Origin of the sequence: Paenibacillus sp. VT-400 (assembly GCF_001029205.1) — a bacterium.
In the GTDB taxonomy this organism is placed as follows: domain Bacteria; phylum Bacillota; class Bacilli; order Paenibacillales; family Paenibacillaceae; genus Paenibacillus; species Paenibacillus amylolyticus.
In genome coordinates, this window is sequence record NZ_LELF01000067.1 from 3,644,584 (window position 1) to 3,666,272 (window position 21,689).

A 21,689-nucleotide genomic window follows, 5' to 3' on the forward strand; every position below is an offset into this window, starting at 1 on the left:
TTTCAAGGGTAAATCCGGGGATAAAGGCGAAGCTTATGCTTCCGAAGTAGCTTTCTTGCAGAAAGCTTTTAGCTCCGCTTTTTCAGGTTTTTTCTGTCCTCTCCGTTATCGTATAAATGATTAGTTCAACTTATATAGATGTAACAGTAACAATAGAAAAATCCCCTGACCATTAACGGTTCAGGGGATTTTTGTTATTGCATTAGTTGTTTGAGTGATAGGTGAAGCTCAGCTTATTTATCATTTTATTGAATATTAATTCATTTATATGTATAATAATTCAATTCTAAGAAATATAAATTACTGTTAAGGAAGTGTACCATGACCATACATATCAGAGAAACTCAACCTAATGATCTGAAACCCCTGATGGCCTTAATGCATGACTATGTGGTGGGATTCTACAACAACCCCTGGCCTGGTGATCAATCCATCCAGCTTTTGATCAACAACCTGCTTAATCAGCAGATCGGTGCTCAATTCGTGGCAGAAGAGGACGGGAAGCTTATCGGATTTTCTACCCTGTTCTTTACATACAGCACGATGAAAGCAGAACGTGTCGCCATCATGAATGACCTATTTGTTACGGAAACATTCAGAGAAGGCGAAGCAGAAGCCAAATTATTTGCACACTGTCAGCAATATACGCGTGACCATGGATGTGCATATATGTCTTGGATCACAGCAGTGACCAATGAGCGGGCACAGCAATTATTCGAACGTCTCGGGGCTACACGTGGCGCTTGGGTAAACTATTCCATTACATAGACTATTTTCAGAACAAAAAAAGGGACATGCAAACATGAAGGTTCAGCCCTATCATGCTTGCATGTCTCTTACTCCTTCGATCTTAAAATGTATCCAGTAATACAGAATTTATTATAGTCAGATAGAGCGTTGCAACGTCTCGCTTACTCTCCCCTTTGCTGTGAAGCAGCTGCCTTCAGCCTTTCCATCACATCAACCGTTACGGTCTTGCTACCAAGATCCCCGTGGAAAACAATACCTTGCCGTTTACCATGATAATCAGATCCACCTGTTTCAATGAGGTCGTATTCCTTGGCCAGCTTACCATACCTGCGTTCCTCTTCCGGGCCATGGTCCGAATGAAACACCTCAATGCCATCTGGACGAGAGTCTTCGATGATACGTCGCACCAGTTCATCATCGTTATAGAGACCCGGATGGGCAATCACAGCGGCTCCACCTGCGGCTCTGATCCACTCGCAAGCATCCTCTGGTGCAACGCGGGGTACAGATACAAAGCCTGGCTTGCCTTCAGCAAGATACTGATCAAAAGCATCCCGCATGTCGACCGCATATCCCTTCTTCACCAGCACATCGGCCATATGAGGTCTTCCAATACTCTCATCCGGCTCTAACGGTCGTCCTAGCTCATCCAGTACCTCCTGCCAGCTTATATCAAGCCCGAGTTCTTGCAGCTTGGCGATAATCAGAAGATTCCGCTCATCTCGCGCTTCTCGTAATCCGCGCAACCGTTGCAGGAACTGCTCATCCTCTGTATTCACATAATACCCAAGCACATGAATATCTTTCCCACCAGCCCGAGTGCTGATCTCCACTCCAGCAACAACATCAATATCGTACTCTTTTCCCGCTTGCTGTGCTTCCGCTACACCAGCTACTGTATCATGGTCCGTTAGGGCAACCGCAGATAGCCCTTTTTGTTTGGCAAGCTTCACATTATCAGCAGGTGGCTGCATTCCATCGGAAGCCTGACTATGCGTATGAAGATCACAGCGTCCTTGGCGCTGATCCATGATCAACAGCTCCTTTGTGTAAATTGATTATGATTTAATCTTATCTACCATTGATGTTGCCAACGATTATGCCTTCCCCGTTTTATGTACCGACTTAGGCTGCTCCTGCTGACGCAGATAATTCAGGAAAGCGACTGCTGACAGGGGCAACAAGGACGATTTTAGATGGATGGCATAGAACTGCCTTTTGAATTCGAGTCCGCGGATATCCACAATATGAACAAGTCCCAGAGCCAGTTCATGCTGCACCGAAGAAGGAGATAACATCGTAATACCTACCCCTGCCTCCACGGCCGATTTTACCGCTCCTGTACTGCCAAGTTCCATCACTACATTCATATCCTGTGGATCAATCTTTTTCTTTTGCAATTGGTCTTCCATCACCTGACGAGTACCCGAGCCCTTCTCACGCAGCACAAAAGGATAATTCATTACATCCTCAATATTCACTTTGCTACGCTTAGCCAAATCATGTCCGGCAGGTACAATCAGTTTCAGCTCGTCCTGCATGACAGGCTCCACAATCATGTCCGGGTGGTGCACTGGCGCTTCAATCAGACCAAAATTAAGCTGGTGCTTCAATATATCATCCATAATTTGCGTTGTATTCATTACTTTCATGACAATTGAAATATCGGGATACTGAAGTGCAAATGGTCCGAGCATGCGTGGAAGCACATATTCCCCGATCGTTAAGCTGGCTCCCAGCTGGAGTCGGCCCTGTAACATCTGGGTAAACGCCGACATCGCTTCGTCCGTCTGTCTGACCAGCTCTACACTCCGTTTCGCATGAGGTAATAAAGTTCGGCCAGCCTCGGATAATTCTATTTTTTTGGTGGAACGATGCAATAACTTGGTGCCAAAATAGTCCTCCAATGATTGAATCTGCATCGTTACTGCCGGTTGAGTCATATGTAATGCTTGTGCAGCAGCCGAGAAACTCCCCTTCTCTGCTACCGTATAAAAAATATGCAATTGGTGAAAATTCATATCTTCGCCCCTCTTCGATTACACTCTCTACATTGTAGCCGATTTCCCGCTTGGCAACAAAAAAAGCATGCAGCTTGTCTGCATGCGATAATACTTGAATCTATGATTTCAACATATTGAATCTACCCAGGCTTACTTATGCTTGCGGCTATTTTTGACCAACGTCATTCTTCTTGAATGTCTTAACCATGAATAATATGATTTCAGGTCCCTCAACTCAATGGTCTCCGACATACGTCCCAGAAACGTAACTACAATCATTTTGTGCAGCGGGTTGCCCGCAATATCATATTCTCCTTCAAGTTCGGAAAATTCGGCGACCACCACCAGATCCTCATCAATCAGGTAGACGTCCTGTTCATTACGGTAGTATGGTGTTATACGGTCCTGCTTCAGACACTCCCATAACCACGCCGCAATATGGTCATCATCACTACGTGCAGGCTCAATACGGTCTGCATACCGCATCTTGGCATGATGGGTAATGACGATGTCGGCCACTTTCTTGTCTCCAAGAGCCACGAAAAACGGCTCGTAGGTGCTCCAACGTTGCATCACCTTATCACGCATGGGAATCACTCTCCACCAGATAGGACTTTCTATCTATTTATTACCAAATATATTACAACATTAGTCCCGCAACCTCAAGGCGTAAGTTTAACTTTTTTTCACAATAGCCAATTTGTGTATAATTCAAGAAAAGAGCGACCCCAAAGGGTCCCTCCAGTTTCTCTTCTATATTCCGTAAAAGCTCGTTTTGTCCATCGTTTTGCTGGCATACTCGGTTTTGATCTCATTACGATACGAGCGTTCGATCTTGCGCACATAGGAAAGTCGCTTCACATTTTTCATCGTATCATCTGCCCGTTCTGCATTAACATACATGACTACATAATGCATACGGCGGGAGATATAATGCACGGTGCCATATTTTTCGAGATTACGGGCAGCCTTCAAATCACTGACCCAAATAATGAATCCTGTCCTTTCCGCAAACATCATCGTTCCCCGCCCTTCTATAATGATTACTTAACTGCAACCACACTTGCCGCCACTACCGCAGCCGCCCTTCGGATTCGGGTCATTGCTCGGTACTTTAATGGTCGTTGACACTGCAAATGCAATGGTCTCTGACATCTGGAATAACATATCATCCAGGGACTTCTCTGCCTGTTTGAAGCGGATTACCGCCTCGAAATTTTCCAACTCCTGTTCCAGAGCCTTCACCTGGTCTTTTGCTGCATGATAATCCGGGTGAAAATGACCGAAACGCTGTGTTTCTTCAAACAATTCCTTCTTGGCATTCAGCTTCCGAATCCCCATCTGAATCTCAGGGGTAGTCTCGACTTGCTGCTTCCAATATAAATAATCCGATACTTCGGCAGATTGGTTAATCATGTCGCCCAGTTCATATGCGCCCGTTAACACTTGGGCCATATCGACCGTGTTCATTTCCGCTACGCTCATGAAATATTCATCCTATCTATATATAAAGTTCTACTTAACGTAGACTACCTCATCATAGCATATCCATGAATAGTTAAGAAGAGTTTTTCCTGCAATTAGAAATAGGGGGAACTCGAAAATTCGCCTTTCAACCTGATATTCACGTGAAATAGTCAGGTTATGACATCATCTGGCAGGATAAGACGCATTGTATCCCACTCTGACGGGGAGAATGTACGCCATTCCGTCTCTGATGTATTTTCACTTGAATCCAACATGCACCAACCGCTTAAAGTCCATTGTTCATGACCCTCTACCTGATGTGGAATGAGGTATTGCGTACGATTTTCCTGTTGTATCCCCAGCTTGGTCTGCCACTCAATGGCTTTGGCAGCAATCTGTCGGGCGGTTGAACTATGATATCGACGCCACTCCTTGTACCAGGTTTCCGGTATCTCCTCAAATCCCAACAGAGAGAACTTCTTCTCAATGACAGAATGATCACGCTCCAACCCATGCAGAGAAGCAGGGACATCAACCAGACCTTGATTATCGAGTGTGTAGAAAGAAGAATATACACCGCTAAACACATCTTTTTCTAATAACTTCGGATCATCTGCGGAGCCTGTACTTGCCTCCATTACCTTCATACTCCGATTTACAGTCAACGGTGCAGCATCCGTCTCCTTGCCCCAATCTGCTAACGCAATACGTACATTCTCTGGTATGCCTGTCAGCGCATATTGATCCAGACACTCTATCACTTCATGTAATTCATACCCTCTGGCTAAGGCCGAAATGAATCGCTCTCTTGTCATACGGTAGATCGACATTCGATCACGCGTCACCCGTTCTGCGCATTGCTCCAGCATCCAGATCACATCAGGACCTGCTTCGGGCGGCACCAACATTTCGAAATCAGGCTGCATGTAAAATCCACAAGGATCCGCCTCACTTACCATCTCTTGTTCTCGATATAACAGGCTTTGCGGTTCGATCAGCCAACGGAATGCCAGCGCTCCCGACTGATCTTCTCCTACTTCACCATAACCCCAGCCAGCTAGTGCGCAGAGCCAGCCCCTAACCCGTGGTTTCAATTCCGAATTCTCTATATGGCACCATATGTTTTTTTCTGGAGCAAACACTGCCAATTGATAACGGAAATGCTGCAACGCGGGTTCAGCTTCTCCGTATCTTTCCATACACGCTTGATATATTTCCCGATGCATCTGTCTCCACGAGAGCTGCAACCATTTTTGTAATCGATGATCTACAATCTGAATTTGGCCATCTGACTTCTGAACGAGATTCAGACTGAGCAGTAGATCGAGAAGGATAGCTACGTGGGTCGGATACAAATCCGAATGATCATATCGGATGCCCAGACCTTCAAAGTCTGTCGAAGATAACACCGTGATCACACTTAATTTTTGAACACTTTTCTTATGTATAGTGCCCTTCCCTGTCAAAGGAAGTCCTTCTCTTTCAATCCACGCGATCAGATGAAGAAGTTCCGCAGCAGTATCCGGCTTTCCTTCCTGTAATACATGAGCATGCTGTGCCATCTGTTTAACGGTTATACCCACTCTTTGTGCGTAAGCAATCGTCAATGTCTCCATCAGCGAAGCAGGAATATAGAATAATCGCTCTCCCCAACTCTTATATACAGATTCAATCCATCTTTGCTGCCTAAGGCTGGCGAATGAAGAATTGGCTTCTGCGACACTTAGTCCTTCGATGGCCCACTGTTCTCGTGGCAGGAGGGAGGAAAAAGGCTGACCGGCATGTTTGTGAAAAATTGCACCAAGCACTTTTTGTTCCACCAAAGCAAGCTTTGACCATGAATCAAGGTTCAGTACCACAGGCTCATCTATTGCTTCAAATGAAGACATATCCCAATCCCTCCTCTTTTCGCGAGTATAAATGGACTATTCGTTCTCATGAACGATGGCATATTCATATCCCTGCTCGACCAAGAACATCTGACGGTTTAATGCAAACTCCTGTTCCTTACTATCCTCTGATACCAACGCATAGAAATATGCTTTGTTTTCTCCAGCTTTTGGTCTCAGAATTCTTCCCAAACGCTGTGCCTCTTCCTGCCTTGACCCGAAACTTCCGGATATCTCAAGCGCAACAGCAGCATCAGGCAAATCCACAGCAAAATTGGCAACCTTGGATACCACAATTGTTTTAATCTCTCCACGTCGAAAAGCGGCAAACCACTTGATTCGCTCTTGCTGTGACATGTTACCCGAGATCAAAGGTGCTTCAATTTCCCGGGCAATCAACTCAAGTTGATCCAGATATTGTCCAATCACTAGCGCAGGCATATCCCGATGACGTTCCAGCAAACGCTTAACTACATGTACCTTCGCCGGATTCTCGGCAGCCAATCGAAATTGATGTTTAACCTCGGCTTGCAGATAATTTGATCTTAGTTCCGGGGAAAACGGAATACGTATCTCTTGACATTGTACATCAGCAATCCACCCTTGCTGCTCCAGTTGTTTCCACGGCATATCATAGAGCTTTGGACCAATCAACGAAAACACATCCTGTTCACAGCCATCCTCTCGAACCAAAGTGGCCGTCAATCCCAGCCTTCGCGTAGCTTGAATATCCGCAGTTGCACGAAACACTGGTGCTGGCAGCAAATGTACTTCATCATATATGATCAGCCCCCATTGCCGCTCACTGAGCAGTTTGATGTGGGTAAAATCAGCATCCTTTGATTTCCGGTGTGTAAGAATCTGATATGTAGCTACAGTCACAGGTTTCACCTGTTTTTTCTGACCGGAATACTCACCAATCTGTTCGCTGGTAATCGTGGTTTTGTCTTGAATTTCCTGAATCCACTGTCGCACAGACGTTGTATTGGACGTCAAAATCAAGCATTCACATTGAAGCCGCTCCAGAACGGCCATGCCAATGACCGTTTTGCCTGCCCCGCAAGGAAGTACGAGTAAACCACTTCCTCCCATGCCCTCACTGCCTTCGAATGCATCCACAGCCTCTCTCTGGTAAGAACGCAGCGCAAATCGCTCAGAGTGGTCCCCTGGATCATTAGAGCGCCAATCAAATGAAAGCTTGGTTCCCTCCCGATATCCTACGTAATCAAGTACGGGGTAACCCAATCGTGTTAATTCCCTTTTTAATAACCCTCGCTGTTCTCCTGGGAGCAGAAGTTCATGAGCGTCCTTACGTTCCATGCGAAAGGCAGCTATCGATTTCAATCCACTTAATTCATCCAGCAACCGCTCATCCTCACTGTAAAGACGCATTCTAGTGTGATCTGCTTCGGAATGCAGTTTTAATTTGCCATACTGATCCATGATTCTCCGAACATCCTGTATAAGTGCAGCAGGCACGTTCCAGCGGGATACCAGCTCCAAACTTGCGATGACCTGATCTGCATTCCATCCCAGCGCAGCCGCATTCCAGAGCGATAACGGAGTGATTCGGTAAGTATGGAACGCTGCCGGTGTCTTAACTAGTTCTGAATACATCCCAAGCTGCTCTCTTGCTCTTTCGAATCCGGGGTGGCCAACTTCCAGCAAAACTGTAAAATCTCGCTGAACGATACAAGCATCTGTGCTTACCATATGTTCTGTTCCTTCCATTTGGTGCCTTCCTCCTATCACAAAAAAGTCCAGTTCCGGCAGCTTCCGAAAATGAACCACTTTAAGTGCACGTTCAAAAAGTCTAGTTTTCAGTACCGAAAAGTGGACTTTTGGACAACATCTATAAAATCCACAAAAAAACATCCTGCCCATACCTCGGTATGAACAGGATGCCCAACTGCATCTAAAGTCATTCGGCTGTGTAACCCTTAGCCATAGCTATGAACAATCTAACGGCCGTCTGCATTGCGTCTTCATCAAAATCAAACATCGGATGATGATGCGGATAGATCGCATTTTTATCTGGGTTGCCTGCTCCAACAAACATAAAGCACCCTGGAACCTTCTGCAGATAATACGCAAAATCTTCCGCTGGCATCAGCATCGGGGAAGCTTGCACTCGTTCTGCCCCAAATAATTCTGTAGCTTCTCTGAAGAAACGTGCTGTCTCCTGTTCATCGTTCACCACAGGCGGATATCCCATAATATATTTCACTTGCGTCTCTGCGCCATAAGTTGCCCCTGTCTGGGCTACCATGGTAAGCACACGCTCTTTCATCCCGTTTCGGGTCTCTTCATCAAACGTTCTTACCGTACCGCTCATTTTGCATTGCTCTGCAATTACATTCTGAGCCGAGCCCGCCTGCATTGTACCAATGGTCAGCACCGCGGGTTGCAATGGATCCACCGAACGACTGACAACGGTCTGAAGCTGCATCACAAGCGCAGAACCCGCGATAAGACTATCTATCGTGGATTGTGGCATCCCGCCATGTCCACCTTTACCTTTGATCTCAATGTAAAAATCGTCTGCCGCCGCCATCATCGGTCCTGCTTTACTGGCAACAACACCTACAGGCAACGGGGTCCACAGATGAATGCCATATATGACATCCACGCCTTCAAGCGCACCATCCGCAATGACCTGAACTGCACCACCCGGAAGCAGTTCTTCTGCTGGCTGGAACAAAAAGCGAATCTCTCCTTGGATCTCCTGCTTGTGACGGCTAAAATACAACGCCGTACCGAGCAAGATCGAGATATGACCATCGTGGCCGCATGCATGCATCGCTCCTGCTTGTTGTGACGCATACTCGATATTCTTCTCATCCTGAATTGGCAGTGCGTCCATATCAGCTCGCAGCATGACGACAGGACCCGGCTTGTCCCCACGAATGGTACCGATGACCCCGTGGCCACCAACATGACGCCTCACTTCAACGCCAAAGCTCTCCAACATATCCGCTACAAAAGAGGATGTCTTCTCCTCATGAAAGGAAACCTCTGGATTGCGATGAAGGTGACGCCGCCATTCCACCATATGGATCTGCAGATCTTCCCACCATATATTATTAGTCATGTCTCTCCACCCTTTCAATCTTGAACGGGACTTGGATCAAGCCCGAACCTGCCTCTTCAAACCTATTGCTGTATATTGTAGCAGAATTGGAAGAAAACCGATACGAAACGCCTTTGGAAAGCTTGCACGGGAAGGGGAAACATACTATCATGAACTAGAGAAATACTCGAGAAATTATACTCGGAAGCTTATGAGGAGGATCAAACGCTTATGATTTTTGAGAATACAGGCTTGGATGGCTTGAAGAGCGACTTGGCATACCTGGATGAGAGCGCCGAGAAAGTCGGATTTGTCCGGTGGCAATGGGAATATTACCGTGCTACATATGACTACAAAATTGAAGATGAACTAACCAACTCAGAATACTTTGTACGCATTAATACCCGCGCTGTGGAAGGCAAATTGGAAAAACCGGATACCGTTCTTGCTGTTGAAGCAGTATACCTTGGCAAAGCCACTTTCCCTCACGGCCTGGATTATGACTCTTCCGTTCCGCAACCAGTCGTGAAGCTGGCAGCCCAAAAATTACAGCAGCTTAAAGAACTGCTGGAAGCATAGGCTGGGCCAAACGATGAAACAACAAACGGCCCAAACGAAAACGAAGAGAGGCACGCCGGATTTTCAACTGCTAATCCTCACTTTATTGTTGGTGGGCTTTGGACTGGTGATGGTATTCAGCTCCAGTTCCAGCATTGCAATCGCAAGCGATAAATTTAACAATGATGCCCTTTACTTCACGAAAAAACAACTTATGTGGGCGATTATCGGTCTATTTGGCATGTTTTTTGCCATGAATATCCGCTTCAACAAGTACAAAAAGCTCTATGCACCCTTTTTCCTGCTCACTACGGTCATGCTGGTGATTGTTTTGATCTCAGGTGCAGTATTGAACGGTGCACGAAGCTGGATTCACATTTTTGGTTTCAGTCTTCAGCCTGCAGAGTTCGCGAAAATTGCTATCATTCTCTATCTCTCTGCTCTTATTACCAAAAAAGGTGAGAAATTCAGGGTTTTCAAGACAGGGTACGTTCCCGTCTTGTTCATCGTTGGATTCATCGCAGGGCTGATTATGCTGCAACCAGACTTCGGTACCACCTTCATTCTGGTGTCCACCTGTGGTCTCTTGATCTATGCCGGTGGAGCCAGTATGAAACATATCCTGGGTTCGATTCTCCTGGTTGTACTCGGTGGGGCACTGGCGTTCGGAGCGAATTCCCTGTTTTCTTCCATGTCTCCTTCCGACACAACGACTGCTACAACAGCAGTCACTGCGGAGCAGAACTACAAGATCGGACGTATTCAGGCTTTCCTTGATCCAATGTCCGATATTAATGGCGGAAGTCTTAACCTTTACCGTTCCCTTGTTGCCATTGGTGATGGCGGCATGACAGGTTCAGGGATTGGACAAGGTACGATGAAGCTGCACTATTTGCCAAACGCGTATAATGACTTTATTTTCTCCGTAATCGGGGAAGAACTCGGATTCATCGGAAGTGCCTTATTCCTGCTTGTTTACCTGTACTTCATCTGGCGCGGAATTATTGTCTCTCTCCGCTGTCCCGATCCATTCGGAACATTGGTCGGCATAGGTATCATGGGACTAATCGCGATTCAGGCATTTATCAACATCGGTGGTGTAACTCAGACCATTCCGGTGACGGGGGTCACGCTTCCGTTTATCAGTTATGGGGGTACCTCACTCTTTGTGATGATGGTTGCCATGGGCATTCTGCTCAGTATCTCACGCACCAACAATCTGGACGTGATCAAGGAAGAGAAAACGAAGTCCGTAACTGTACAGACACAGACTCGTACCTCTCCTGCTCTTCGTTCACGGGAGTCCATCCGTCGGATTCGATAAAAAACAACACAAAAAAGGCTGTGCACCTAATAGATGCGCAGCCTTTTCTGTATACTAAGTACTATTCTGTCTATCAAGATGAAGAACAGGTCAATATCGCTCTGTCCTCCATTGCGGATTGCGATTTCTACAGATCGTCGCCTTTGAAAGATACGCCTTCTACCTTTACATTGACTTCAACCACGCGTAATCCGGTCATGGTCTCTACCGCTTCTCTTACATTCTGCTGAAGCATACGGGAAACTTCATGAATCGGGGTTTCGTACAGGACGATGATGCGCAGGTCAATGGCTGCTTCCAGCTGGCCGACCTCAACGCTCACGCCTTTCTGTACGTTTTTACCGCTGAGTCGCTTCGCCCAGCCCTCTGACAATCCTCCAGACATTGCGGCAATTCCGGGTGTTTCCATTGCAGCCATTCCGGCAATTTTTGCAACCACGTCATCGGCAATCCGGATGTTTCCGCTCTCCAGTTGAAGTTGTTCTGCCATGCCACATCCTCCTTCACTTCGTTACTCGTATTTTAAATCCTTTCCACCCCAAAAAGCAAATTAAACTCAAAAAGATGCGTTTACAACCTACCACCATTTGGTTATATTGAAATATGAAAATAATCTCATAAGCGATTTACAGTGTAATTCAAAAACAAAATAATTTATAACCGAGGTGTTTGTTGTGAGAAACCGGATTTCATCCATTTTGCTGATTGCGTTCTTTGCACTCAGTGCCATCGCCCACTACTTGAAATGGGATTCGATTCTACAGTTCGTGATATCAGCCATTTCGGTTATTTTTGTGGCCGGTTTTTTAGGCAAAGCCACCGAAAATGTAGCCCACTACGCCGGACAGCGGCTGGGAGGATTCTTGAATGCCACCTTCGGCAATGCTGCCGAATTGATCATCGCCATTTTCCTCGTCAAAGAGGGACTCTTCGACATGGTCAAAGCTAGTCTGACAGGTTCTATCATAGGAAATCTGCTATTAGTGCTCGGGTTAAGTATTTTTGCGGGAGGACTCAAGTTCAAAATTCAGAATTATAATGTTTCACTTGCAGGTCTGAATGGTTCCCTGATGATTGTTGCCATCATTGCCCTGTTTATTCCGGCAGTCTTTCTCAATACACATTCCATTACACAGAAAGACACCAATACACTTAGTCTCATCGTGGCCGGATTGCTCATCCTCGCGTATATTGCGTGGTTACTATTCTCCATGGTGACACATAAGAACTACCTCGCAGACGTCACTGAGGATCGCGATGAAGAGCTACCTCATGAGCATGCTCCGGCATGGTCCAAGAAAAAATCAATCCTCTATCTGGTGCTCGCAACAGTCATGGTTGCCTTCGTCAGTGAATGGCTGGTGGGCACGCTCGAAGTCTTCACTTCGGAATTTGGACTTAGCGAACTGTTTGTCGGTGCATTCCTTGTGGCCATCATCGGTAATGCGGCCGAACACAGTGCAGCCATCATGCTTGCCATGAAAAATAAAATTGGAGCCGCCGTTGAAATTGCCGTTGGCAGCAGCTTGCAGATCGCACTCTTCGTTGCTCCTGTACTGATTTTTGTCAGCTACTTCACAGGCAGAACCATGGATATCGTATTCACAACGATTGAACTGGTCGCCATCGGCGTATCCGTATTTATTGCGAAGTCCATTACCCAAGATGGTTCAACGAATTGGTACGAAGGTTTACTCCTGCTCGTCGTATATATCATACTCGGTGTATCCTTCTTCCTGGTGTAACTAGGCCCTCACGTAGCGATATAAGTTGAACTAAAGAATATTTACACTGGCCACTACGATGACAGAACAACCTTCCGATCGCTGTTATCCCCTGATTTTTTTGATTCCTTTTATAAAGGGGTAAATCCGGGGATAAAGGCGAACGCTCCGCTTCTTCAGGTTATTTCTGTCCTCTCCGTTTTGTGTAAATGTTTAGTTTAATTTATATAACACTAAAATAAACAAGCCACAAGAGGCAGCCCGAATTTACATTCGGTGCTGTCTCTTTGTTTGTATACGCCTTCCGGCTGGTTATATCCCCATCCCGTTCAGGCGCACAAAAAAAGCATGCATAAACGCCTGCATGCCTTCTATTCTGACCCGCGCATTTGCAGGCTATTGCTCATTCTTCTTGTTCAAGGCTTCATATAAAATTGCCAAATTCCGCTCAAGCGCGCTAACCAGCTGCTTACCTGCACCTTCTGGAAGGAGCCCTGCACGAACAGCAAAATCAACTTCTTTGGAGAACCCATACATCTGTGTATCCAATACTTCCTCATAGAGAGGGCAGTAGCGGGTAGCCAGATTCTCCATCTGTACTTCAATAAGCTTCTGTATTTTATCTGCATCTTCTTGAAGAAGACTGATCGCTTTCAAACTCAGCTGGTCCTGCAGATCAGATGAAGTCATGCATTTTTCCCCCCTATGTCCCAAAAATCGCGTAAAGACGTTCTACCTCTAATATTAGACGAAATGAAGAGCTAATACAAGAACCTGACCAAAATAAGCCCGCAAAGTTAAGCCTTTTGTTGAAGCTTAATCCACCTGTTCCAGTCACGTCCAGACGAGTATTCAGATCATTCCATGCCAAAAAACACCCCTGCCAAAAAAGGCAAAGGTGCTTCTTGAGAGCTATTACTCAGATGCGATGCTTACATTCAGTCCATGCTTGGCAAATACTTCTGACATGGCTGCTTTCGCTTCAACTGCATCTGGACCATGAACATGCAGTTCATAGCTGTGCGTGCTGATCAGCGTTGTAAACAATCCGAGAATACTTTTTACATCGATATACTTGTTCTCCGAATGAAGCACGATTGAAGAAGTAAACTTGCCTGCTGTTTGAGCAATTTCTACTACAGCCGCGTTATTACTCGACATAGGAATCCCTCCGTCTTTTTACTATTGGTATCATCTATTAATTACCACTACATGATACCGTGAATCCGCTTTCCTAGCAACAGCAAAATCCTGTTCCTACTTCAAACGGTCCGGATTCAAGCATTCCAGCTCAGGAATGACAAAGATACCGTCTTTACGAATCAGCACATCGTCAAAATAAATCTCCCCGCCGCCATAATCCGGACGCTGGATCAATACGAGATCCCAGTGGATGGACGAGCGGTTGCCATTGTCGGTTTCTTCATACGCCTGACCTGGCGTAAAGTGTAAGCTGCCTGCGATTTTTTCATCGAACAGGATATCTTTCATCGGATGCAGAATATGAGGGTTAAATCCAATCGCGAATTCACCGATATGACGAGCACCCTCATCCGAATTCAGGATTTCATTCAAACGCTCTGTATCGTTACTTGTCGCTTCAACAATTTTGCCATCCTTGAAGGTGAACTTGATATTTTCAAAAGTCACTCCGTTATACAGGGTTGGCGAGTTATAACTAATCGTTCCGTTCACGGAATTACGCACAGGGGCACTGTACACTTCGCCATCCGGGATATTTTTTTGGCCAGAACATTTCTCTGCACCGATATCTTTAATGGAGAAGCTCAGCTCTGTTCCTGGTCCGGTGATACGAACTTTGTCCGTCCGCTTCATCAGGTTAGCAAGCGAGTCCTGCGCTTTGTCCATTTTGGCGTAATCCAGGTTACATACGTCGAAGTAGAAATCTTCGAACGCTTCTGTACTTGTATTGGCGAGTTGCGCCATACTTGCGTTAGGGTAACGCAGTACAACCCATTTCGTATGTTTGACACGTTGTTCACTATGTACCGGGTGGGAGTACAATGCATTGTACATTTTCATTTTTTCTTCCGGCACATCGGACAGATCATTCACATTTTCTCCCGCACGAATACCGATATAACAATCCATCTGTTTCATACGGTTTAGATCAATCTCTGCCCATGTTTTCATCATTTCTTCTGTGGCATTTTTCAGCATCGCACGCTGTACGGTTTTATCGGTCAACTGTACAAAGACGTTACCACCTTTTTTGCCTACCTCTTCAATAATGGCGTTAATCAGATCACGTTCCGATCCAATCATCTCAACCAAAACATTTTCACCAGGCTGTACATCTACTGAATAGCCCACCAGGTTTGTTGCAAGCTTTTGAATTCTTGGGTCTTTCATCTTGGTAAAATCCTCCTGTCATCTGCCATACTTGAATTGAACAACGGTAAATTACGATACTATTGTAGCACGCGAACAGTCATCCCGTCAGCAGGCAGTCCCTCACTTCGTTTATTGATATGACTTGAAGTTAACATCGGTGACAAGGGCTTCTTTGTTACTTTTACGGTTGTTGTCCGTGTAACTCATCTGACTTTCAGAGGATAAGCGAAGAGGCAGACTGCTCTTCCGATCTACCGTGAGATGATATACCGTCTGCACGCTCGCTTGTTTCATCATCTGTTGCATCGTTGTTTCGCCCTGTTTCCAAACTTTCTCCAGATCCTTCTCAAGCTTCTCCTTACGCGCCCCTTTCACCGTAGCTGCCTTATGCATATATTCTGCCCGAATGGCGTTCATCTCGTCGTTTAGCTGGGTTACAGCCCATGATTTGGCGTCTTCCGGTGCAAGTTCAATCCGTAATGTTCTGGTTCGACGACCGGCCCCATACTCGGATTGAATGGTTTTGTGCATCCCATCAATCTTCTCCAATTGGGCGATTGGGTTAAATCGAGAAAGAGACCCACGCAGCGGCTCATGCTGCGCTGACAATGCCGTCCATTGCCCTTGTTTCCGCTCAAAAGAGGCGCTAAACCCACTGGGCTGTCCATTATTTTTTACGGCAGTTGTTTGAATGCCTGTCCCCACAGCAGTTACTTCTCCAGGTAAGCGGGTCTGAAGGGTCAGACGATCATGATTCTCCAGCTTGCCTTCAAATTTGAACTGATTTTCAAACAGCCCACTGTTCTCCCGTCGAAGTCCTGCCTCTCCTTCAAAACTCAACGTTTCTTTTCCCGCTATCCCCGATAAAGCCAAGGAAAAAACCTCTTCAGGCGTTTGATCTCGCTGGATTAATCCACAACCCGGAACACCAATAATCACGATGCTCACAAATAACCATAATGTACGTACCGAATGGCGGTTAAACATGTCTATCTTCACCCTTCCGTGAACTTTCTCCATAGATTGCCCCGCCCGTATATGCTTATACTTCCTTCTATACACATCTTGATCTGCGATGCAAAAAAAAAAAAAAGAGAACGACTCCGCAATTGGAATTGTTCTCTCTTAACGTGTTACATCCTGTTCCTCTACAACGATTCTGTTCCGACCACCATTCTTGGCGCTGTACAAAGCCATATCAGCCCGATAAAACAAGGACTCTACACTGACCTTTTCATCCATCCAATTCCACTCTGCGATGCCACTGGATACCGTAACGGGCGGTCGGGTCTCTTCTGCGACTCTCTTTCGAATCACTTCCGCATAATCTAACGCCTGCCTTACACTCACCTGTGGCATATAGATCGCCAGTTCTTCTCCACCCCATCTGGCGCAGACATCCTCCGAGCGAACAGAGCTGGTGACGATCTCACTCACTTGCTTCAATACTTGATCCCCCGTCTGGTGTCCGAACGTATCATTCACCTGTTTGAACTGATCAATATCCACCACAATGAGGGAGCCACAGAATTCATGAGCCTGTCGCTCGTGAATCACACTGTCCAGATAATGCCTCACGTACAGACCTGTCAACATATCCAGATTAGCCAAGCGCCGAACCTCGGCATGCAGCGTGGCATTTGACAGGGCAAGCCCGATATGAATGGATAACATCTGCAAGAGCCTATAGTTATCATATGAAAAGTAGTGCTCTCTACTGTGTCCCAGCAAAATGGCACCCTTCACTTCACCATTGACTCTGATCGGTGATGCAATCAGTGACATGGATCCCGTATCTTCCATGAAAAAGGAGGACACTTTATCAAATTGCGCATAATTGGCTATAATGAGCGGTTCCTCTGTTCGATAGACCAAACCTGCGATACCGTAGTCTACAGAAAAGGATTGGTGAAAAACATCTTTCACGTTAGATGACATGACTTCGAAGTCATTTGTACTGTCATTGAGTTGAAGAATGCAACACGTTTCAGCCTGGAATATTTCCTTTAACTCTTGCTCGGATAGTTGATAGATCTCGGAAAGATGCAGGCTTTTGTTCAACCGCTGTGTAAGATCATTAATTAAACGAAGTTCCTGAATTAACATATTGGATTGTTCATGCAGCTTGGCATTCTCAAAGGCCGTTCCTGCAGTGTCTACCATCATCGTAATCAATTGCAAGTCCGATTCTTCCATAATCTCTTCATTCATTTCGATATGGAACACACCGTATATGCCTTGTTTGCCTTTCAGCGGAATCCCTATATCTACAATGCGGTTCTCTGCATCATCTGAGCGAGCAACGATCAGCTTACCTTCCATAAATGAACGCACACAAATATCTTCTCCTCGCTCGTGGACAAGCAACGGTTTAATCCGTGGATCAGAGTTGTTCTGATCCTGAGACATATACAATTTGATATAAGTGGCCGGGTACAAGTAGTCCATACTGTCAAATACCTCATCCAATATGGCCTCGACATCCATTTTGTCATGCATTCGCTGAACAATCTGAAAGAGAATGGACCTCCGGTGTTCCTCACGAGCTGTTTGTTCATGAGCATGTAACAGGTCCGTCATAAATATGTATTCGAATCTTCGGTAAAAGCAGGTGTGATAATGCAATGCCTCAGATTGAACCACAGCTTCAGACGTTTCATATCCATTGGATTCATAGATCACAGCGGTGAATACGGCAAACATATCCTTGTTAGTTCTGGAGAATAAGGGATGTGTTATTATAAGATATTGTCCGTGTTCGCTTGTCCCTTTAAGGGACAGGACCTGTCTCTTATCCAAACATTCCAATACCAGCCTGCGTGCATTTACGCCCGGATCAGCTTCATGATCGCTATCGTATCCTATGCAATCACCTTCCGTGTTCCACACGCTGTAAAAGGTTGATGTTCTGGCCAGCCTTGAACCCACTTTGGAGTTCCAGTCACTGTATGCCTGCTCTAGCAAGCTACCTAAATATGAAAAATCAAAAGGTGTGATATCCATTTTTTGCATCCACAACACATGCTCTTCATGAGAATGAGGAGCGGCAAAAGATGCGGAATCGCCCGAACTTCGTGAATTCAAGCTGGCAGGTAAACTTCTTAGATGTTCTAACATGTCAGGCGCTCCTTTGCACCGTTTTTGCATCCACCAGGATGCATTAATCTGCAGACGTTATCGCAAACCTGCAAATTCGTTGCGATAACCTTGTTACATAAAGATGATTTAAAGTTAAGATACAATCTATTTTACTCTGTTTAAACCATTTTTGCATCCATATTTCAGAAAATTGTCCCATTATTTTAGGCCCAATGACCTATCGACAAATTTAGACGTTTTTTTGCTTTTATTCTGCGCTTGACATTGTTTCTCTTAAACTGTAATATAAATTGTTGATGAAGACTACTAATGGGTCTTTAAATTTGGGCATTACCGGTTGTGTCACCCTCATTCTTTTTGTTGCTTTCAGGACAGCGGCTGAACTTTCCTGATCGTTCTATGCGTGGCCAAGCCCGCATCAACAAATTGGAGCGCAAACAGAGCCCTAATATGAACTTTAACTAAAAAGGAGCTACTTTAAACATGGCACGTTACACTGGTCCTAAATTTAAATTGAGCCGTCGCCTCGGCATTTCCCTTAGCGGAACAGGCAAAGAATTGAAACGTCCTTTCCCTCCAGGTCAGCACGGAGCTAACCAACGCAGAAAAATCAGCAACTACGGTATGCAATTGCAAGAAAAACAAAAATTGCGCCACATGTACGGTTTGGGCGAGAAGCAATTCCGCACACTGTTCTCTAAAGCTCAAAAAATGCAAGGTATTGCCGGTGAGAACTTCATGTTCTTGCTTGAGTGCCGCCTTGACAACCTCGTTTACCGCCTTGGGTTTGCTAACTCCCGCGCTGGAGCGCGTCAGTTGGTAGCACACGGTCACGTAACTGTAAACGGCAAAAAAGTCGATATCGCTTCTTACCAAGTAAGCACTGGCGATGTAATCGGCTTGCGTGAGAAGAGCCGCGCTCTTTCTTCCATTAAAGAAGCTTTGGAAGGCCGTTCGCATCTTCCAGCATACGTTGAATACAACGAAGCAGCTGTAGAAGGTAAATTCATCCGCTTGCCTGAGCGTGCTGAATTGTCCCAAGACATCGATGAAAAACAAATCGTCGAGTTCTACAACCGTTAATCGTTGCAATCACATTAAAGTTTCACTCCAAACAGCTGTCGAGATTTTCTCGGCAGCTGTTTTTCTATGCTTTTTTTTAATTATCTTCATTATAGGAACGTAAATAACGATATAAAATATAGACTCCCTTCAGGAGAAGCACACATCCATATATACATCACAAGAATGACATCGAGGGGGATTAAAACATGCATTTTTTTCGCAATCGCAAGCTCGCTGTTAAGCTTGGACTTTTACTCGGGATCGTATTACTCTGTTGTATTGGAGCCCTGATTGCATTTAATACCAAATCCATTTACGACAAAAGCCTCCAGTACGGCGAAACCGTTGCTGGACAGGCAGCAAACCGGGCTACAAATGAGTTTATGACTGACATTAATCAGGTGAAAAACACGTTGGACACCATGAGTACCACGTTATTGGATGCCGCTCAGAACGGATCACTCAACCGTGAAGAAGTCGTCAGACTCCTTGAACAATATCTGAAGAAGGACGAGAAAGTTTTTGGCTTTTATACGGGCTGGGAACCAAATGCCTTTGATGGAAACGATGCGGATCACGTCAACAAAAAAGAATATGATGATGCTACGGGTCGATTCGTTCCATACGTTATACGTGATGGCAACTCCCTGCATTTTGAGCCTATGCCTACTTATGAGGGAAGCGGTGAAACCAGTACTTACTATCAGCAGCCAAAGAAAACCAAATCCATCTATTGGTCCGAGCCTGTTACCTACACGGTTGGCGGAAAAGAAACACTACTCGTTTCGATTGTCCTCCCTCTATTAGATGAAAACAAAAATTTTCTAGGCATTGTTGGGGCCGACTTTACCATTGATCGTTTTCAGCAAAATATAGCATCACTTAATCCGGATCAGGGTTATGCCATGCTTATTACTAGTGAAGGACAGATTGCTGCACACGGCTCCAAACCGGAACTGGCTAATGAAGGAGCCGTAATTCCATCTGAGATGAAGACAGTCATTCAGCGTATACAGTCTGGCGAGTCTCAGTTTTACGCTACAGACCCTGAAGTAGGGGAAGAACTGTTTATTGCCGAGCCTGCCAAGTTACAAGGAACAGATTCAAACTGGTACCTTGTATCGGCACTGCCAAAGAGCCATATCCTTCAACCCTTCTATGACAGCTTGAACTGGTCCATACTGATTGCCGCACTGGCAGTACTTCTGCTTGCAAGTGTGGTTACCTACACCATCGTCTCCATTGTAAGGCAGTTGAATCAAGTTAATATCGTCGCTGGACAGCTGGCTGGCGGGGATTTGACACAAAAGTTACCTGTACGATCCAAAGATGAATTTGGCGTTATGGCGGGTCATATGAATCAGATGATGGATACCCTGCGTCATACCATATCGGTTATATCCGAACATGCTTTATCTGTCGGCTCCACTTCTCAACAATTGACCGCGGGTGCCGAAGAAACAGGTAAAGCCGCCGAACTGATTGCATTAACAGGAGTCGAAGTTGCAGATAAAGCAGGTAAACAGGTGCAGGAACTGCAAGAGTCCTCCCGTTCCATGAATGAAATATCTGTAGGAATCGGAAGAATTGCAAAGGCAGCCTCCGATGTCTCGGATTCATCGCGCGCTGTGGCTGAGCGAACAACCATCGGAACTGATAAGATTCAGTCCGCTATGCGTATGGTCGATAGCGCCACCTCTTCTGTGCAGACGTCCATGACCGCACTGGAGAATTTCCGTCAACGTTCGGAAGAGATTGGACATATTACAGGCATGATCACGGAAGTTAGCCGTCAAACCAATCTACTTGCCCTTAACGCTTCCATTGAAGCATCACGAGCAGGTGAACACGGGCGCGGGTTCGGTGTTGTTGCTTCCGAGATTCGTAATCTGGCTGAACAATCCAGAATATCAGCAGCGCAGATTGCAGCGTTGATTCATAACGTTCAGCAAGAGGTCCTTTCTCTCGTTGAAAATATGGAGCATGGGAATGCCGAGGTGAGCCATATAGCGGAAGTGATCCATGAAAGTGGTGAACTATTCCTCTCCATTTCATCACAGATTACAGATGTTAATGAGCAGATTGAACATGTCTCAGCCATTGCCCAGCAGATGTCGGCTGGATCACAGCAGGTTGATGCCACGTTAGTGCAACTCAAAACCATTGGTCATGAGACAGCAGATCATGCAACTCGTGTTGCCTCTGCCTCTGAAGAACAACTCGCATCCATGGAAGAGATTACGGCGGCATCTGCCTCATTGGCTAATCTTACCCAGGAATTATTAGAGCTGATTCAACGCTTCAAAACCTAATGTAGAAGACCTCCAATACGACTAATCATTCAGGTCACCCTATGCACCTCAGCATGGAGGTGGCCTGCTTATT

At 45.7% G+C, this 21,689-nt stretch carries 20 protein-coding genes; 6 read left to right on the plus strand and 14 right to left on the minus strand.

The window, feature by feature from the left end:
• The first annotated feature begins 321 nt into the window (after positions 1-321).
• Positions 322-768 (plus strand): GNAT family N-acetyltransferase, encoded by a 447-nt coding sequence (locus tag EL84_RS26680; RefSeq protein ID WP_047843690.1) that lies wholly within the window; start codon positions 322-324, stop codon positions 766-768.
• A 143-nt stretch (positions 769-911) separates the two neighbouring features.
• Here the strand turns inward: EL84_RS26680 and EL84_RS26685 are convergent, their stop codons facing one another.
• The 8 genes from EL84_RS26685 to EL84_RS26720 form a co-directional block, all read right to left on the minus strand.
• Positions 912-1,781 (minus strand): PHP domain-containing protein, encoded by an 870-nt coding sequence (locus EL84_RS26685; RefSeq protein WP_047843691.1) that lies wholly within the window; start codon positions 1,779-1,781, stop codon positions 912-914.
• A 66-nt stretch (positions 1,782-1,847) separates the two neighbouring features.
• Positions 1,848-2,771, minus strand: a complete 924-nt coding sequence (locus EL84_RS26690; protein WP_036614641.1) for a selenium metabolism-associated LysR family transcriptional regulator — start codon at positions 2,769-2,771, stop codon at positions 1,848-1,850.
• 132 nt (positions 2,772-2,903) lie between these two features.
• Entirely contained in the window at positions 2,904-3,341 is a 438-nt protein-coding gene (locus EL84_RS26695) for a hypothetical protein (protein WP_017687436.1), read from the minus strand.
• Between the two features lie 165 nt (positions 3,342-3,506).
• Positions 3,507-3,770, minus strand: a complete 264-nt coding sequence (locus tag EL84_RS26700) for a YlbG family protein (RefSeq protein WP_026080981.1) — start codon at positions 3,768-3,770, stop codon at positions 3,507-3,509.
• A 30-nt stretch (positions 3,771-3,800) separates the two neighbouring features.
• Positions 3,801-4,238, minus strand: a complete 438-nt coding sequence (locus EL84_RS26705; protein WP_036614642.1) for a YlbF family regulator — start codon at positions 4,236-4,238, stop codon at positions 3,801-3,803.
• A 152-nt stretch (positions 4,239-4,390) separates the two neighbouring features.
• On the minus strand, positions 4,391-6,109 hold the full coding sequence (locus EL84_RS26710) for a helicase-associated domain-containing protein (protein ID WP_047843692.1): 1,719 nt from the start codon (positions 6,107-6,109) through the stop codon (positions 4,391-4,393).
• 36 nt (positions 6,110-6,145) lie between these two features.
• Positions 6,146-7,840, minus strand: coding sequence for a DNA repair helicase XPB (locus EL84_RS26715; protein WP_082219138.1), 1,695 nt, complete (start codon positions 7,838-7,840; stop codon positions 6,146-6,148).
• 190 nt (positions 7,841-8,030) lie between these two features.
• Positions 8,031-9,200, minus strand: a complete 1,170-nt coding sequence (locus EL84_RS26720; RefSeq protein ID WP_047843693.1) for a M20 family metallopeptidase — start codon at positions 9,198-9,200, stop codon at positions 8,031-8,033.
• A 210-nt stretch (positions 9,201-9,410) separates the two neighbouring features.
• Here EL84_RS26720 and EL84_RS26725 point away from each other — a divergent pair, with 210 nt between their 5' ends.
• Entirely contained in the window at positions 9,411-9,758 is a 348-nt protein-coding gene (locus EL84_RS26725) for a YugN family protein (RefSeq protein WP_036614650.1), read from the plus strand.
• A gap of 13 nt (positions 9,759-9,771) precedes the next feature.
• Positions 9,772-11,061 (plus strand): putative lipid II flippase FtsW, encoded by a 1,290-nt coding sequence (ftsW, locus tag EL84_RS26730; RefSeq protein ID WP_036614653.1) that lies wholly within the window; start codon positions 9,772-9,774, stop codon positions 11,059-11,061.
• A 127-nt stretch (positions 11,062-11,188) separates the two neighbouring features.
• Here ftsW and EL84_RS26735 read toward each other — a convergent pair whose 3' ends face one another.
• Positions 11,189-11,551: an Asp23/Gls24 family envelope stress response protein gene (locus EL84_RS26735; protein WP_017687428.1), complete on the minus strand. Its 363-nt coding sequence runs from the start codon at positions 11,549-11,551 to the stop codon at positions 11,189-11,191.
• Between the two features lie 184 nt (positions 11,552-11,735).
• Between EL84_RS26735 and cax the strand changes: the two genes are divergently transcribed.
• Positions 11,736-12,806: a calcium/proton exchanger gene (gene cax / locus EL84_RS26740; RefSeq protein WP_036674882.1), complete on the plus strand. Its 1,071-nt coding sequence runs from the start codon at positions 11,736-11,738 to the stop codon at positions 12,804-12,806.
• Positions 12,807-13,181: 375 nt separating this feature from the next.
• On the opposite strand, the gene EL84_RS26745 is transcribed toward cax, so the two are convergent.
• The 5 genes from EL84_RS26745 to EL84_RS26765 all read right to left on the minus strand — a co-directional run bounded on the left by EL84_RS26745 (position 13,182) and on the right by EL84_RS26765 (position 18,257).
• Positions 13,182-13,475: a YlaN family protein gene (locus tag EL84_RS26745; RefSeq protein ID WP_036614657.1), complete on the minus strand. Its 294-nt coding sequence runs from the start codon at positions 13,473-13,475 to the stop codon at positions 13,182-13,184.
• Positions 13,476-13,700: 225 nt separating this feature from the next.
• Positions 13,701-13,946 carry an HPr family phosphocarrier protein gene (locus EL84_RS26750; protein WP_036614658.1) on the minus strand — a complete coding sequence of 82 codons (246 nt, stop codon included), beginning with the start codon at positions 13,944-13,946 and terminating at the stop codon, positions 13,701-13,703.
• A gap of 96 nt (positions 13,947-14,042) precedes the next feature.
• Positions 14,043-15,158, minus strand: a complete 1,116-nt coding sequence (locus EL84_RS26755; protein ID WP_047843694.1) for an aminopeptidase — start codon at positions 15,156-15,158, stop codon at positions 14,043-14,045.
• 111 nt (positions 15,159-15,269) lie between these two features.
• Entirely contained in the window at positions 15,270-16,160 is an 891-nt protein-coding gene (locus EL84_RS26760) for a hypothetical protein (RefSeq protein WP_047843695.1), read from the minus strand.
• Between the two features lie 105 nt (positions 16,161-16,265).
• Complete coding sequence (locus tag EL84_RS26765; protein ID WP_047843696.1) at positions 16,266-18,257, minus strand: sensor domain-containing diguanylate cyclase; 1,992 nt, start codon at positions 18,255-18,257, stop codon at positions 16,266-16,268.
• Positions 18,258-18,722: 465 nt separating this feature from the next.
• On the opposite strand from EL84_RS26765, the gene rpsD reads away from it, so the two are divergent.
• Complete coding sequence (rpsD, locus tag EL84_RS26770; RefSeq protein WP_017687421.1) at positions 18,723-19,322, plus strand: 30S ribosomal protein S4; 600 nt, start codon at positions 18,723-18,725, stop codon at positions 19,320-19,322.
• Positions 19,323-19,510: 188 nt separating this feature from the next.
• On the plus strand, positions 19,511-21,616 hold the full coding sequence (locus EL84_RS26775) for a methyl-accepting chemotaxis protein (RefSeq protein WP_047843697.1): 2,106 nt from the start codon (positions 19,511-19,513) through the stop codon (positions 21,614-21,616).
• Positions 21,617-21,689 lie beyond the last annotated feature (73 nt).

Bases quoted from the DNA above. Each gene is read 5' to 3' on its own strand.
- EL84_RS26700 (WP_026080981.1), bottom strand. From the start codon at position 3,770: ATGTTTGCGGAAAGGACAGGATTCATTATTTGGGTCAGTGATTTGAAG.
- ftsW (WP_036614653.1), top strand. From the start codon at position 9,772: ATGAAACAACAAACGGCCCAAACGAAAACGAAGAGAGGCACGCCGGAT.
- EL84_RS26690 (WP_036614641.1), bottom strand. From the start codon at position 2,771: ATGAATTTTCACCAATTGCATATTTTTTATACGGTAGCAGAGAAGGGG.
- EL84_RS26765 (WP_047843696.1), bottom strand. From the start codon at position 18,257: ATGTTAGAACATCTAAGAAGTTTACCTGCCAGCTTGAATTCACGAAGT.
- EL84_RS26755 (WP_047843694.1), bottom strand. From the start codon at position 15,158: ATGAAAGACCCAAGAATTCAAAAGCTTGCAACAAACCTGGTGGGCTAT.
- EL84_RS26720 (WP_047843693.1), bottom strand. From the start codon at position 9,200: ATGACTAATAATATATGGTGGGAAGATCTGCAGATCCATATGGTGGAA.
- EL84_RS26775 (WP_047843697.1), top strand. From the start codon at position 19,511: ATGCATTTTTTTCGCAATCGCAAGCTCGCTGTTAAGCTTGGACTTTTA.
- EL84_RS26680 (WP_047843690.1), top strand. From the start codon at position 322: ATGACCATACATATCAGAGAAACTCAACCTAATGATCTGAAACCCCTG.
- rpsD (WP_017687421.1), top strand. From the start codon at position 18,723: ATGGCACGTTACACTGGTCCTAAATTTAAATTGAGCCGTCGCCTCGGC.
- EL84_RS26685 (WP_047843691.1), bottom strand. From the start codon at position 1,781: ATGGATCAGCGCCAAGGACGCTGTGATCTTCATACGCATAGTCAGGCT.
- EL84_RS26735 (WP_017687428.1), bottom strand. From the start codon at position 11,551: ATGGCAGAACAACTTCAACTGGAGAGCGGAAACATCCGGATTGCCGAT.
- EL84_RS26750 (WP_036614658.1), bottom strand. From the start codon at position 13,946: ATGTCGAGTAATAACGCGGCTGTAGTAGAAATTGCTCAAACAGCAGGC.
- EL84_RS26695 (WP_017687436.1), bottom strand. From the start codon at position 3,341: ATGCGTGATAAGGTGATGCAACGTTGGAGCACCTACGAGCCGTTTTTC.
- EL84_RS26705 (WP_036614642.1), bottom strand. From the start codon at position 4,238: ATGAGCGTAGCGGAAATGAACACGGTCGATATGGCCCAAGTGTTAACG.
- EL84_RS26760 (WP_047843695.1), bottom strand. From the start codon at position 16,160: ATGGAGAAAGTTCACGGAAGGGTGAAGATAGACATGTTTAACCGCCAT.
- EL84_RS26745 (WP_036614657.1), bottom strand. From the start codon at position 13,475: ATGACTTCATCTGATCTGCAGGACCAGCTGAGTTTGAAAGCGATCAGT.
- EL84_RS26710 (WP_047843692.1), bottom strand. From the start codon at position 6,109: ATGTCTTCATTTGAAGCAATAGATGAGCCTGTGGTACTGAACCTTGAT.
- EL84_RS26715 (WP_082219138.1), bottom strand. From the start codon at position 7,840: ATGGAAGGAACAGAACATATGGTAAGCACAGATGCTTGTATCGTTCAG.
- EL84_RS26725 (WP_036614650.1), top strand. From the start codon at position 9,411: ATGATTTTTGAGAATACAGGCTTGGATGGCTTGAAGAGCGACTTGGCA.